Annotated in this window: 13 protein-coding genes; 7 read left to right on the top strand and 6 right to left on the bottom strand. The window is 61.2% G+C overall.

What is annotated here, in order from left to right; translation table 11 throughout:
• Positions 1 to 69: 69 nt before the first annotated feature.
• Together NJC40_RS23720 and NJC40_RS23725 are read right to left on the bottom strand one after the other, a co-directional pair.
• Positions 70 to 1,026, bottom strand: coding sequence for a FecR family protein (locus NJC40_RS23720; protein WP_253141723.1), 957 nt, complete (start codon positions 1,024 to 1,026; stop codon positions 70 to 72).
• Complete coding sequence (locus NJC40_RS23725; RefSeq protein ID WP_045492486.1) at positions 1,016 to 1,552, bottom strand: sigma-70 family RNA polymerase sigma factor; 537 nt, start codon at positions 1,550 to 1,552, stop codon at positions 1,016 to 1,018. The genes NJC40_RS23720 and NJC40_RS23725 overlap by 11 nt, the downstream gene beginning before the upstream one ends.
• 197 nt (positions 1,553 to 1,749) lie before the next feature.
• Here NJC40_RS23725 and NJC40_RS23730 point away from each other — a divergent pair, with 197 nt between their 5' ends.
• The 3 genes from NJC40_RS23730 (at position 1,750) to NJC40_RS23740 (ending at position 5,576) form a co-directional block, all read left to right on the top strand.
• Positions 1,750 to 3,852 (top strand): TonB-dependent siderophore receptor, encoded by a 2,103-nt coding sequence (locus NJC40_RS23730; protein WP_045492489.1) that lies wholly within the window; start codon positions 1,750 to 1,752, stop codon positions 3,850 to 3,852.
• Between the two features lie 24 nt (positions 3,853 to 3,876).
• Complete coding sequence (locus NJC40_RS23735) at positions 3,877 to 4,608, top strand: DUF4198 domain-containing protein (protein WP_253141720.1); 732 nt, start codon at positions 3,877 to 3,879, stop codon at positions 4,606 to 4,608.
• 239 nt (positions 4,609 to 4,847) lie between these two features.
• A complete protein-coding gene (locus NJC40_RS23740) occupies positions 4,848 to 5,576 on the top strand; it encodes a DUF4198 domain-containing protein (RefSeq protein ID WP_253141716.1) in 729 nt (242 codons plus the stop codon).
• Positions 5,577 to 5,835: 259 nt separating this feature from the next.
• On the opposite strand, the gene NJC40_RS23745 is transcribed toward NJC40_RS23740, so the two are convergent.
• Positions 5,836 to 6,276, bottom strand: a complete 441-nt coding sequence (locus NJC40_RS23745) for a thiol-disulfide oxidoreductase DCC family protein (protein WP_045492498.1) — start codon at positions 6,274 to 6,276, stop codon at positions 5,836 to 5,838.
• Between the two features lie 139 nt (positions 6,277 to 6,415).
• On the opposite strand from NJC40_RS23745, the gene NJC40_RS23750 reads away from it, so the two are divergent.
• Genes NJC40_RS23750 through NJC40_RS23760 form a run of 3 tightly spaced genes read left to right on the top strand, consistent with a single transcriptional unit; the run spans position 6,416 to position 8,504 of the window.
• Positions 6,416 to 6,910 (top strand): MarR family winged helix-turn-helix transcriptional regulator, encoded by a 495-nt coding sequence (locus NJC40_RS23750; RefSeq protein WP_253141713.1) that lies wholly within the window; start codon positions 6,416 to 6,418, stop codon positions 6,908 to 6,910.
• Positions 6,900 to 7,646, top strand: a complete 747-nt coding sequence (locus NJC40_RS23755) for a class I SAM-dependent methyltransferase (protein WP_253141701.1) — start codon at positions 6,900 to 6,902, stop codon at positions 7,644 to 7,646. Before NJC40_RS23750 ends, NJC40_RS23755 begins: the two co-directional genes overlap by 11 nt.
• Positions 7,647 to 7,697: 51 nt before the next feature.
• Entirely contained in the window at positions 7,698 to 8,504 is an 807-nt protein-coding gene (locus NJC40_RS23760) for an AraC family transcriptional regulator (RefSeq protein ID WP_253141698.1), read from the top strand.
• Here NJC40_RS23760 and NJC40_RS23765 read toward each other — a convergent pair.
• The 3 genes from NJC40_RS23765 to NJC40_RS23775 form a co-directional block, all read right to left on the bottom strand.
• Positions 8,456 to 9,115: a LysE family translocator gene (locus NJC40_RS23765; protein ID WP_144403339.1), complete on the bottom strand. Its 660-nt coding sequence runs from the start codon at positions 9,113 to 9,115 to the stop codon at positions 8,456 to 8,458. The genes NJC40_RS23760 and NJC40_RS23765 overlap by 49 nt on opposite strands.
• A 131-nt stretch (positions 9,116 to 9,246) precedes the next feature.
• Positions 9,247 to 10,104, bottom strand: coding sequence for a transporter (locus NJC40_RS23770; protein WP_253141695.1), 858 nt, complete (start codon positions 10,102 to 10,104; stop codon positions 9,247 to 9,249).
• Between the two features lie 279 nt (positions 10,105 to 10,383).
• Complete coding sequence (locus NJC40_RS23775; protein ID WP_253141689.1) at positions 10,384 to 11,343, bottom strand: AraC family transcriptional regulator; 960 nt, start codon at positions 11,341 to 11,343, stop codon at positions 10,384 to 10,386.
• A 310-nt stretch (positions 11,344 to 11,653) separates the two neighbouring features.
• Between NJC40_RS23775 and NJC40_RS23780 the strand changes: the two genes are divergently transcribed.
• Entirely contained in the window at positions 11,654 to 12,913 is a 1,260-nt protein-coding gene (locus NJC40_RS23780) for an MFS transporter (protein WP_253141685.1), read from the top strand.
• Positions 12,914 to 12,958 lie beyond the last annotated feature (45 nt).

A 12,958-nucleotide genomic window follows, 5' to 3' on the forward strand; every position in this document is an offset into this window, starting at 1 on the left:
AATTCTCAAATTCACCAGAAAGACGCCGTGCCCGGTATTTTTTTCCAGATTTCTGTTTTTGCGCTCAGATCACAACACCCGCAGCCACGGCGTAACGGTCTGCAGCGGCACGTTCAGCGAACGCGCCAGGGCCTGCAACGCCCGGTCCGGGTCGCGCAGATCGAACACCCCGCTGATGCGTCGACTGGCCAGTGCGGAATCGGCGACCACGATCCAGCCGGGCACATAGCGCTGCATGCGACCAACGACCTCTGCAACGCTCAGGTCTTCGACATACAGCATGTGTTGGCGCCAGGCCGCGACCCGGGCCGGGTCGAGTGTCGAGCGCTGCACCTTGCCGCTCGCCCAATCGACTTGTAGCCGCTCACCCGGCAGCAAGCGCTCACTGAGTTGCAGCGCAGACTGTTTACGGGCGTTTTCGACCTGCACCTGACCATGCTGCAAAGCGACCTCGCCGCGCTGGCCCTGCAGGTTCAGGTCAAACGCCGTGCCGAGCACCCGCACCGACATCTCTCCTGCGCTGGCAACAAAGGGCCGGGCAGGATCAGGCGCCACCTCGAAGTACGCCTGGCCCTTGAGCAGGGTGACCTGACGAGGCGACTCGGCCGACAGGCTGATGGCGCTGTCGGGAGCCAGCAGCACGCGGCTGCCGTCGCTCAAACGCACCTCACGGGTGACCGCAGTGGCGGTGCGGTAGTCAGCGCGCCAGGACAGGCTGGCCTGCGGCGCCACCGCAATGATCAAGGCCAGCACGGCACCGGCCAGCGCCGCCTGGGGCCAGCGCCGTCGGCGCCGGGACCCAGTGACAGGCCGTCTGGCAGTACGCAACGAGGGGTGAGCGACCGCCCGGGCCGGCACATCGCCCAACGCGCCCAGCATCGCCTGCATCTGTTGCCAGGCCTGCCGATGACGTTCGTCAGCGGCCAGCCAGGCCTCGAACTCGGCATGCGCCTGCGGCTCTTCAGCCAGGCGGATCTGCCAGTCGGCAGCCTGCTCCAGCGGATCGGTTTGCTGCTCAACGCTCATGTTTGCCTCCGTGCAGCGCCTGATCGTCACACTCCTGTACAAACGCGCGGGTCAGGCGCACCAGCGCATCGCGCAGCAGACGATGGGCACTGGTCACCGACACCCCAAGCTGCTCGGCAATCTGCGCCAGGGTGTAGCCGCCAAAGCGGTGCATCTCCAGGGCGCGCCGATTGGCGACCGGCATGCTGTCGAGCACGCTGGCAAGGCGTTCGAGGGCCATGCCGTGCTGCCAGGTGTCGGCCGGGTCGCTCAACACCGCCGGCAGCAGCCAGTCAGGCGGCGAAGCGTGCCGCGCCTGCTCGCGGGCGCGGCTGCGGATCAGGTCCAGAGCCAGATTACGTACCACCCGGTAAGCATAGGCTGCGGGTTGTTCGATGGGTTCGCCCTGCCCGGCAATCAGCCGCACATAAGCTTCCTGCACGATGTCTTCGGCCTGCATGCGGTCACCGGTAATGCCATTGGCATAGTTGACCAGCTCACGACGCAAGGCGAGCAGTGCATCGAGATCCTTTGCCGAATCTGCCATTGATCCGCTCCATTTACCCAGCCACCACGGCGCCATAGGAACGCTGTCGAAAAGTGCGCCAGCTTAATGGCAAACGATAAGCATTGCCAATTGCAATAATGGGCAGGTTCGAAATAGGCGGATCACTGCAAAAACAAATAGCAATAATTCCTGACGGAGATGTTATATTGTATCCATAACGATCAGGAACCCTCGCAATGTCCTCCCGCACACTCGCCTCTTTTGCCGGCTTCGCCTTTGGCGTGCTCGGCGCGCCGCTGTACGCCGCAGACCCCATTGAACTCGATAGCGTGACGGTCACCGCCGATCACGAATACGAAACCGCGACCAGTGCGGTGAAAGGCTATCGCGCCACGCGCTCAGCCACGGCGACCAAGACTGACACGGCGATCAAGGACATCCCGCAGTCGATCAGCGTGGTGCCGGCCAGCGTGCTCAAGGATTTGGGCACCACCCAGGTGGAGCGTGCGCTGGATTACGCCGGCGGTGTGTCGAAGCAGAACAACTTCGGCGGCCTGACCCTCTACGAGTACAGCATCCGCGGCTTTACCACCTCGGAGTTCTACAAGGATGGCTTCAGCGCCAACCGCGGCTACCCCGCCACCCCGGACGCCGCCAACATCGAGCGGATCGAAGTGCTCAAGGGGCCTGCGGCCAGCCTGTATGGCCGTGGCGATCCGGGCGGCACCGTGAACATGGTCACCAAGCAGCCGCAACAGCAAGCCTTCACCACCCTGCAGGCCAGCGCCGGCAGTTGGGATCGCTACCGCACCGCGCTGGACGTCAACACCCCGCTTGATGCCGACGGCAAACTGCTGAGCCGGGTCAACCTGGCGGTGGAAGACAATCACAGCTTCCGCGACCACGTCGAGAGCCATCGGGTATTCGTCGCCCCGTCGCTGCGCTGGGAGCTTGACCCTGACACCACGCTGCTGGTGCAGACCGAGTTCGTGCGCCACGACTCGATCTTCGACCGTGGCATTGTTGCGCCCAACAACCGCTGGAGCGGTGTATCGCGTTCGACCTTTCTGGGTGAACCGAACGACAAGATCGACAACGACAACAACATGATCCAGGCCGCGCTGGACCATAAGCTCAACGACAGTTGGTCGGTGCGCCTGGCCAGCCATTACAAGCAGGGTGAACTGTCAGGTTTCGCCAGTGAATCGCGGGCGCTGAACGCCGATGGCCGGACGGTCAACCGCCGTTACCGCGAGCGCGACATGAACTGGCACGACAGCATTACCCAACTGGAACTGCGCGGTTTCTTCGACACCGGTGCCCTGCAGCATGAAGTGCTGATCGGCACCGAATACGAGAATTACCGCAAGAACGAACGGGTCACCGCCATCGCCGGCAGCGCTTACGCGATCGACATCTACAACCCGGTCTACGGCCAGGCCAAACCGACGGGCGCGCGTTCCGGCACCGACTTTTTCGAGCACGTAGAAAGCCGCGCGCTGAACCTGCAAGACCAGATCATCTTCACCGACAAATTGCGCGGCATGATCGGCGCGCGCTACGAGCACTTCGACCAGCAGATCGACAACTACGCCGGCAACGCCACCCAGCAGCAACGCCATGACGCCTTCACTCAGCGCGCCGGCCTGCTCTACCAGCTGACCCCGCAAGTCGGTCTGTTCGCCAACGCCTCGACCTCGTTCAAGCCCAACAACGGGCTGGATGCGGCGGGCAAGAGCTTCGATCCGGAAGAAGGGGTCGGTTATGAGGCCGGGATCAAGGCTGAACTGTTCGACCAACGCCTGAGCACCACCCTGGCAGCGTTCCATATCGAGAAGGAAAACGTTCTGGCGCTGGACCCTGGCAGCGACACCAGCCGCGCCATTGGCAAGGCGCGCAGCCAGGGCCTGGACCTGCAATTGAGCGGCCAGCTTACCGACGCGATCCGGGTCATCGGCGCCTTGGCGTACGTGGATGCCGAGGTCACCAAAGGCGACCGCAGCATCCCGGCCGGCAGCCGCATTCTCGGGGTGGCCAAGCGCAGTGGCAGCCTGTTGGGGGTGTATGAGTTCCAGGAAGGCCTGCTGCGCGGTTCAGATGTCGGCGCCGCCTTCAGCTATGTGGGCGACCGCTCCGGTGAAGCGGGCACTTCGTTCGAGCTGCCGGCTTACCACACCGTTGACCTGCTGGCTCACTACAAGGCCACCGACAACGTCACTGTGGGCCTGAACCTGAACAACATCTTTGACGAAAAATATTACGAGCGCTCCTACAGCAACTACTGGATTGCCCCCGGCGAACCTCGTAATTTCACCGTCAGCCTCACCCTTAACCTCTGATCAACAACAAAAAAAGGATTCATCATGCGCGTGACTCACTCTCTGCTGGCCTTGAGCGTCATCAGTGCGGCGCTGTTTGCCGGGCAGGCTGGTGCCCATGGTATGTGGACCGAACAACGCCGCGGCAATATCGAAGTGGTCTACGGCCATGGCGCTGAAGACAACGCCTTCAAGGCGCAAAAAGTCGCCGGGGCCTGGGCGTACGACCTGGCCGGCAAGCAGATTCCGGTGACCGTCGAACGGCTGGACGACCACGCCCGCCTCAAGCCGCTCAAGCCTGCGGCGGTGGTGAGCGTGGCGCTGGACAACGGCATGTGGACGCGCAACAAGGACAAGAAATGGATCAACGAAGGCCGTAGCAAAGTGCCCGGCGGCACCGACTCGATTCACACCTTCAAGTACAGCCTGGCGATCTATGAGCATGACGCCAAACTGCCGAATCTGGACAAGCTGAAGATGGTCATCGTGCCGCAGGCCGACCCGCTGGAAGTTGGTCCGGGCAAGCCACTGGCGGTGCAGGTGCTGATCGACGGCAAGCCGGCCGCCGGTATCAAGCTGTTTGGTGACTACCGCAGCGAACCGGACACAGTCAGCGCTGAAACCGATGCTGAAGGCCGCGCCAACGTGATCATCCGCAATGAAGGCCTGAACATCATCGCCGCTGAAACGACCTTGCCGGTCAAGGGCGACGCGGATATCGAAGCACGCGGGCTGTTCACCTCCCTGACCTTCGTGGGTAAAGAGCACCACGACTGATTGACCCGCGTTATCTGCCCGGCGAACCTGCCGGGCAGCTTCTGCCTGTTGCTATCCCCTCCCCTGTGACAAGCGCTGCGCAGAGCCCTGACAGCCTTGAATCACCCTGTTACAAACAAGTAACAAGATATTGTTGTGCCTTGCTGCGATCACTGAGATAACGGGAATCATTTTCAGTTACACCATTCCACGAATGGCTCCACTGCCCGCTTTCTCAACCTGATCGACAAGGATCGACCATGCGCCTCAAACCCTCCCTGCTCGCCCTGAGCCTGATCGGCAGCACTCTGTTCACAGCCCAGGCCAGCGCCCACGGTCTGTGGACCGAGCAACGCCGTGGCAATATCGAAGTGGTCTTTGGCGAAGGCGCTGAAGACACCGCTTACAAGCCGGCACAAGTGACCGCTGGCTGGGCCTGGGACAAGACCGGCAAACCGGTTGCCGTGACCATCGAGCCGCAGGCTGACCACGCCCGCCTCAAGCCGGCTGGCGAAGCAGCCGCAGTGGCAGCTGAACTGGACCTGGGGGTGTACACCAAGGGCAAGGATGGCAAGTGGGTCAACCAGCCACTGTCCAAAGTCCCCGGCGGCAGCGACGCCGTGCAGGCCCGCAAGTACAGCCTGGCGATCAACGACCACGTGAAACTGCCGGCGCTGGACGCCCTGAAACTGGTCATCGTGCCCCAGGCCGACCCGCTGGAAATCGGCGTTGGCAAACCACTGCCGGTCAAAGTGCTGCTTGACGGTAAACCCGCCGCCGGCATCAAACTGATCCCGGACTACCGCAGCGCGCCGGATGAAACCAGCGGCGAAACCGACGCCCAGGGCAACGCTCAGGTGGTGGTGCGCAACGCCGGCCTCAACGTAATAGCGGCCCAGACCAGCGTTGAAGTCAAAGGCAACGCCGACTACAGCAAACGCGCGCTGTTCAGCTCGCTGACTTTTGTGGGTGAAGAGCACCACGATTGATGCCCGGGGCGCATTGATCGCGCCTGCGCGGGGTCACCCGCCGCGCGATCCTTGCAGGAGCGACCTTGGTCTGGGCGGCACTCCGACGAAGGTGGCGTGAAACCGACCGCTAATGTGTTGATTTCACCGGCCCTTTCGCGAGCAAGCTCGCTCCCACAGGGCAGCAACAAGGCAGTGAAGCATACCGCCTTAACTGATCGGCATTAGTCCTGCGGGGCCACTGTCTTCGCGAGCAACCGGAGCACCGGGGGCTGACGTGCTACAAAAACCGCTTTTGATGATCAGCCGTCGGCAACAGGCACTGGTCGTACTTGCCAAACCAGCGATAACGGTTGCGCGCTATCCAGGCGTAACCGGTGTCACGCAGCCGCACCGGCAGCCACCTGAACACCCCAAGCAGCGGCCAGCCACCCGGCAACTGCCGTAGAACCTCGAAAAACGCATCAGAGCGCAGCCAACAGTGCCGGTCGCGAATCACCGCCATGGTTTCAAAACGATCCAGCGGTAAACCGGCCCAGGCCAACAGCGCCTGCCCTTCGGGCGATTGTACGGTGGCCAGCCGCACACGCTGGTGCTGATCGTGGCGGATCAGAAACCTCGCCCAACCGTTGCACAGCTTGCACACCCCATCGAACAGCACGACGGTTTCTCCTGGCGCCAAGAGTGGCGCCGGTTCAGGACGCAGCAGAGCGTTGGGCATCGACAGATCCTTCACAAGATGATGCAGCGCCTCACCTTACTCCACGCGCCGCTTGCCAGGCCAGCACAGGTTCTGAAACAGCGCTTGCCAATTACATTAGCGCTAATGTAGTTTTCACGCATTGCCCAAGGAGGCCCGCATGTCCGAGAAAAAACAACCCGGCCTGGGTGAACTGCTGCGCTATGTCAACGAATTGGTAGAGCACGGCGCGCAACACCACTACCAGCAGATGGGCCTGGACTACCGGGCGCGCTTCACGCCGGTGCTGCGTACCATTCAGGCCGGCGCCAGCACCGTGACGCAGATCACCGCCCACAGTCACCTGACCCAGGGCGCGATCAGCCAGACGGTGGGTCAGATGGAGAGCGAGGGCCTGATTGCTCGCCAGCGTCAGGCAGATGCACGTATGAGCCGCATCGAGCTGACCGCCCACGGCCAGCAGTTGATCGCCCGCCTTGAGCAGCACTGGGCAACCACTTTTCAGGTGATCGAAAACCTCGAACAGGAGATCGGCTATCCGCTGTGTCAGGCACTGCAACACGCCGCTCGGGCGCTGGAGCAGAAAGGCTTTGCCCAGCGGCTGACAGAGCTGAAACTCAACCACTGCGCAGGAAAAACACTCAATGAGCAATAACTGGTTCGATCAGGGCGCGGCTGATTACTCGCGTTATCGGCCTCACTACCCTGCTGCACTGAGCGAATACCTGGCCAGCCTCGCGCCGAACCGGACCCTGGCGGTGGACGTCGGTTGCGGCAATGGCCAGCTCACTCAGCAACTGGCCGGGCATTTTTCGCAGGTCGCAGGGTTCGACCCCAGCGCCGAGCAGATCGCCCACACCGTGACGCATAGCAATATCACTTACCAATGCGCCCCGGCCGAAAGCATTCCGCTGCCCGACCACAGTGCCAGCCTGATCACTGCCGCCCAGGCCGCGCACTGGTTCGACCTGCCGGTGTTCTACAACGAGGTACGGCGCATTGCCGAGCGGGATGCGATGCTGGCGCTGATCAGCTATGGCGTGCTGGGTCTTGAAGGCGAATTGGGCAAGCGCTTTGCGCAGTTCTACTGGCAAGAGATCGGCCCGTACTGGCCGGCCGAGCGCAAGCTGGTCGACGAGGGTTACCAGACCCTGGCGTTTCCCTTCGAGCCGGTCACTACACCTGCCTTGAGCATCAAACTGGACTGGGACTTGCCCGCGTTTCTGGGCTATGTCTCGACCTGGTCGGCGGTGCGCAAGGCCCAACAGGACGCTCAACAGGACCTACTGCTGCGCTTTGCCCAAGACCTGGCGGCCATGTGGGGCGATGCAACCGACACCAGAACCATCAGTTGGCCGATCAATATGCGGGTGGGCAAGGTGTTGTCATAGAATCCGCACCTGCCAGATACTGGCTGCACGCACGTTTGAGACAGCCTGCCCATGCCTGTGACACTGGAACATCTGACCCGCATCGCGCACATCGAGTGCTCGAAGGTAACAGCGCAGAACACCGGCTACCCGAAACATACCCATGAAGAGTATGTCATCAGCGCCAACCTGCGCGGTCACGAACGGATCTGGTTCGACGGTCGCCAGCAGCAGGTCAGTCCGGGTCAGGTCACGTTGTACAACCCCATGACCATTCAGGCGTCGGAGTTTACCGCCGAGGGGGTGCAGTTCATCAGCCTGCACCTTGACGCACAGACGCTGCACTCGGCACTCAGCGAAACCGCCAGCACGCATGCCCTGCCGATTCTGCACGAAGGCGCGCTGAGCGATACCGCACTGTTCGGTGCCATCACCGGGCTTTATCAGTGCCTCGACACGCTTGATGTTGAAGAAGCGTTGCTGAGCCTGGTCAGCGAGCTGGCGCGGCTCACGACGTCGGCCGCCAGGCCTGCGGAGCCGGCGCGCGTCGGGCAGTTGATCCGCTTCATGCAGGCCAACCTCAATGAACCGCTTGAACTCGAAGACCTCTGCGCCGAAGCCAACGTGTCAAAGTTTCATCTGGTGCGCAGCTTCAAGGCCGCCGCGCAGTTGCCGCCCATGCAGTATTTCCAGCAGTTGCGCCTGATCGAAGCCCGCAAGCGTCTACGCCATGGCGAGCCGCCGGCACGGGTTGCCGCAGAGCTGGGCTTTTTCGATCAGGCCCATCTAAGCAACGCCTTCCGTAAAGTGATGGGCGCATCGCCGCTGGGCTACAGCTCGATGCTTGCTGGCGGTGAAGCCGGGAAAAACTCCAGGTAGCCGGTGAGCACGACGTAAACGGCAAAGTAAGCAAAGATCAGCGCCGAGCCGATGTAGGTGTACTTCATCAGCCGCGGCCCCAGCAGCCGCCCACCCTGTGCCGCCAGCAGGCACAACGCGCAGGCCCAGAACACCCCGGCAGTGAAGAACCCGCCGAGGAACAGGCCGGCGCCGGTCATGTCGGCGCCTTGCCGGGCGATGATTGCGCCGCCCACTGCAGCGAACCACAGGATTGCGCTGGGCGACGACATCGCCAGGATGATGCCGCGAGAAAACAGCGCCAGGTTGCTCCGGCCCCACTGATCACCCGCCGCCTGCAGGTTGTCTGCACGCACGTTCAGGGCGCTGCGCAGCATCTTCACACACAGGTAACCGAGCACCAGCGAACCACCGAGCCACAGCACCCAGCGCACCCACTCGATCTGCAACAGGACAGCCATCCCGGCCATGGCCAACACCGCGTAGAGCAGATCACCGACACAGGTGCCGATGCCCAGCCATACGCCCTGGGAAAAACCGCGCTGCATCGCCAGATTGATCATCGCCATATTGGCCAGGCCAATCTCCAGGCACAGCGAAAGGCTGAGCAAAAAACCGTTACCAAATTCCATCATCGTTTCCTTGAACAACTGCCAGACAGGCGCCCGCCGTGAACGTGCAGGATCAGCGCAGCGCCATCAAAACAGCCTGCCCAGGACAAGTCTTGGAAAAAATTGCTCAGTGAAACACGCAGGCGCTTGTATCAGTAGAAATAGGCCAGGCGAAACTGCAACGAATGGTCGATCTTGACCCCTTCACGAATCGAAGTATCCCGCTGCACTTGCCCCAACACCTGTAACTGATTACTGAGCATGGTCGCCACGGTAAAACCTACAGTGCCGTTATCGTGACGGCTTGCCAGTGTGCGCCCGTCCATTGTTTCCCTGGCGCCCCAGTTATGCCGGTAAGACAGCGCCGCGTAGGTTTGCGGGGTGAAGTTGTAGCGCAAGTGGTTGTGCAGTTGCAGCAACGGCTCTTTCTTTGCGTCAGTGGAACGCTGATTGTCATAGAACTCGGTCTCGGCGATCACGTCCCAGGTGATGCGGTCGGTCAGGCCCTTGATATAGCCGACCTGCAGGTCCAGTGCCCAGCGGTTATTGCTCAAGGCAAAGCCCTGGTCTTTGTCTGCACCGGTGGGGGCCGTGACAAACACCGACCAGCCCAGATGTTCATTACGCGCCTGATCAGCGATGGTCCATACCGTACCGCCGAAAGTGATGTCACCGATGCCGGTGTTCTTGCTGTCGATCAGACCTACCTCCTGACGCCCGAACGGGATCACGATCTGCGGATCCCAAGTGTAGCCAGTGCCAAAAAAATCCGTGAAGTGGATCAGGCGCAACACACCCACGGTCATTTTCAACCCCAGGTCATCGGCAACTTTTTCGCCACCGGAATACTGCGCCTCCCCCCGCGGATTCTGTTGATAGAGCACGACGGCGTTGGTGCCCTTCGGTAACGCGGTGTAATCACCGGGGTCGGGACGCACATCCGCCTGGGCGAACTGAGCCGCCATCAGCAAGCCAAAACTTGCACACGAGCAAGAGCCAATGTTTCTCATGACCAACCTCATTTATTGTTATGGTTAGTTGTCATCGCGCACACATACCCCGGCACGTTTACATGTACCAAGAGGCCATGAAGTTGCTTGATCAGTTATTTAAAATTTGACCGCCGTGACAGTGCGCTCAGGGAAACTGGCCATCACCCTGATAACAAGATGATGGTTATCCCCTGCTACACCGGCTTACCGTGATATTAAACAACCCATCAGAAGTGCCTGTTTGACCCGCGCGGCCACGATTGTTGGCATTTTCTGCCAATCCGGTGGCCAGCTACATCAACCCCGCCGTACTTCGCTGGGCGTCAGGCCATAACGCGCCTTGAAAGAGCGGGCAAAGTGCGCCTGGCTGGAGAACCCGTTGCAATAGGCAACTTCAGCCACGCCCAGGCGCGCGCCCATAGGCGAAGCGAGCATTTGCCGGGCACGCGCCAGGCGTTTTTCCAGCAAGTAACGGCCCGGCGCCCCGCCTTCCTGGGCGAACAACCGCGCCAGGTGGCGGCTGGAGACCCCGGTGGCCGCCGCGACCTGCTCGCAACTGAGCGCCGGGTCATCAAGGTGCTGCTGAATATACTGTTTGGCAGCCAGCAGGTAGGCCGCGCTCAGCGCGCTGGCCCGGTGCTCGCCGGCGTGGTCGCTGATGATGCTGGCCAGCAGGTCGTAAGTCTCAGTCTGGAAGCGAGCGGCCTGTTCATGACGGGGGGCATCGAAAAAGCCATCGACACGCTCACCCAATGAGCGAACCAGCAAGCGTTGCACCGGACTTTCGGCGCCCACTCTGACCGCGCCCTGCAAATCACGCAGGCAGTGTTCGGCAAAGTCACTGGCCGGCATATCGAAGATAAACAAACGCATCGGCCCGGAAAAACCAAACAGGTAAGGTTTGTCATTTCGATAAAGCAACAGGTCACCGGGCTGTAACAGCAGACAATTGTCGCCCTGGTAAAAGAACGACTGACTGTGCTGCACCAACGCGACAAAGATGGACTCGCTGGGCGTCGACCGAATCATCGGCAGGCTGCGTTCGACCACATGTTCATTGCCGTCGATGCGCGCCAGCCGTAATCGATCAAGACACAGGTTGTCTTGGGTGGCCGTCAATCCTGTCTGGGCAAAGGACGAACACTTCAGGCCAACCAGAATCGACGCATTGTAGTCATCCCAAAAAGCCAGGCGTTGCTCGACTGGTATATCGAGGGTGCTGGCTCGCCGTGTTTCAAGCACTGTCGTGGCAGGCATTTTATTGTTCTCTGTATGGCAGGGCATCGAAGCCGCAAACACATGATTAACATGTGAACATTCAAGCGTCAACGGTCGCACTTTTACCCTTTCCAGCCTTTGGGAAACCGATGTCAGGAAACCACAAACATCCTGACCGTTCAGATCAAACCCCGATTTCGGGCCGCAGATAGAGTTTGTCTGGCCCTGACAAGACCGGGGAAAACCATGCTCACCACCTTGCGACAGCGCGCTGCCCGGCCACCCTGAGCACGCCCTTGAACTAGACGATTTTCTGCCTCTGTGACTGGCCCCTGGCCTGGAGAACGACATGGCGTATAAAAATAATACCGCCCGCTATGAAAACACTTTGCTGTGCATCCTGTTCCTGACTTTCGGCTTCGTCTTTTTCGATCGTCTGGCGCTGTCTTTTCTGTTTCCGTTCATGCAGCAGGAGCTGCAACTGAACAACAGCCACTTGGGCATGCTGTCTTCGGTACTGGCGCTGGCCTGGGCGATTTCCGGGCTGGTGGTCGGTGCCTGGTCCGACCGCCACGGCAAGCGCAAGCCGGTGCTGATCGTGGCGGTTATTCTGTTTTCACTGTGTTCGGCAGTGTCCGGGCTGGTCGGAGGTTTCCTCAGCCTGCTGCTGTTTCGCGCCATCATGGGGCTGGCCGAAGGGCCGATCCTGCCGTTGTCGCAATCGCTGATGGTCGAGGCGTCATCGCCGCATCGGCGCGGCCTGAACATGGGCCTGCTGCAAGGCTCGGCCGCCGGCCTGCTCGGCGCAGTGGTCGGCCCGCCAGTGCTGGTGGCCCTGGCCGAGGCATTCGGCTGGCGTCACGCGTTCATCGTTTCGCTGCTGCCTGGGCTGCTGATCGCCTGGCTGATCTGGCGCTACGTAAAACCTGACGAACCACGCCCGGCGGCGCAGCCCACCAACAGCGAAACCGGCAAAGTCAGCATTTTTGCCCTGTTGAAGATCCGCAACATCATGCTCTGCACGTTGATCAGTTGCACCTTCGTCACTTGGTTTGTAGTGCTGATCTCTTTCACGCCGACCTTTCTGGTCAGCATCCGTGGCTTCAGTGCCAGCACCATGGGCACGCTGATGAGTTGCCTGGGCGTCGCCTGGGTGATCTGGGGCTTCGGCGTGGCGGCGATCTCCGACCGGCTCGGCCGTCGTCCGACCCTGGTGATTTTTTCGCTGCTGGCGGCAGCCTGCCCGATTGCGCTGCTGTATGCGCCCGATGCCATCAGTCTCGGTGCATTGCTGGTGCTGACCTACACAGGACTTGGCTGCTTCACCCTGTTCATGGCCACCATTCCGGCAGAGACCGTGGCCCGCGGCAACATCGCCACCGCGCTGGGCCTGATCATGGGCTTGGGCGAACTGATTGGCGGCTTCGTGGCCCCGACCATCGCCGGCTTTGCCGCTGACCGCTTCGGCCTGTCAATCATCATGTGGATCTCCTGCGGCGGCGCGCTGCTGGCCGGTTTGCTGTCGCTGTTTCTGCAAGAAACCGCACCGGCCGTGCTGGCCCGCAAAAACCTTGCGGGCGCTCTGCCCGCCAAGACAGGCCAGGCCTGATACCCGACCCAGACCAGAAAAAACGTGGAGCCCGCGCGCGTGCGC

Source organism: Pseudomonas sp. 21LCFQ02 (assembly GCF_024129895.2).
Classification (GTDB): Bacteria; Pseudomonadota; Gammaproteobacteria; order Pseudomonadales; family Pseudomonadaceae; genus Aquipseudomonas.

What these genes read in the sequence shown, in the direction of transcription:
- NJC40_RS23720 (WP_253141723.1), bottom strand. Translation starts at nt 1,026, where the DNA reads ATGAGCGTTGAGCAGCAAACCGATCCGCTGGAGCAGGCTGCCGACTGG.
- NJC40_RS23725 (WP_045492486.1), bottom strand. Translation starts at nt 1,552, where the DNA reads ATGGCAGATTCGGCAAAGGATCTCGATGCACTGCTCGCCTTGCGTCGT.
- NJC40_RS23730 (WP_045492489.1), top strand. Translation starts at nt 1,750, where the DNA reads ATGTCCTCCCGCACACTCGCCTCTTTTGCCGGCTTCGCCTTTGGCGTG.
- NJC40_RS23735 (WP_253141720.1), top strand. Translation starts at nt 3,877, where the DNA reads ATGCGCGTGACTCACTCTCTGCTGGCCTTGAGCGTCATCAGTGCGGCG.
- NJC40_RS23740 (WP_253141716.1), top strand. Translation starts at nt 4,848, where the DNA reads ATGCGCCTCAAACCCTCCCTGCTCGCCCTGAGCCTGATCGGCAGCACT.
- NJC40_RS23745 (WP_045492498.1), bottom strand. Translation starts at nt 6,276, where the DNA reads ATGCCCAACGCTCTGCTGCGTCCTGAACCGGCGCCACTCTTGGCGCCA.
- NJC40_RS23750 (WP_253141713.1), top strand. Translation starts at nt 6,416, where the DNA reads ATGTCCGAGAAAAAACAACCCGGCCTGGGTGAACTGCTGCGCTATGTC.
- NJC40_RS23755 (WP_253141701.1), top strand. Translation starts at nt 6,900, where the DNA reads ATGAGCAATAACTGGTTCGATCAGGGCGCGGCTGATTACTCGCGTTAT.
- NJC40_RS23760 (WP_253141698.1), top strand. Translation starts at nt 7,698, where the DNA reads ATGCCTGTGACACTGGAACATCTGACCCGCATCGCGCACATCGAGTGC.
- NJC40_RS23765 (WP_144403339.1), bottom strand. Translation starts at nt 9,115, where the DNA reads ATGGAATTTGGTAACGGTTTTTTGCTCAGCCTTTCGCTGTGCCTGGAG.
- NJC40_RS23770 (WP_253141695.1), bottom strand. Translation starts at nt 10,104, where the DNA reads ATGAGAAACATTGGCTCTTGCTCGTGTGCAAGTTTTGGCTTGCTGATG.
- NJC40_RS23775 (WP_253141689.1), bottom strand. Translation starts at nt 11,343, where the DNA reads ATGCCTGCCACGACAGTGCTTGAAACACGGCGAGCCAGCACCCTCGAT.
- NJC40_RS23780 (WP_253141685.1), top strand. Translation starts at nt 11,654, where the DNA reads ATGGCGTATAAAAATAATACCGCCCGCTATGAAAACACTTTGCTGTGC.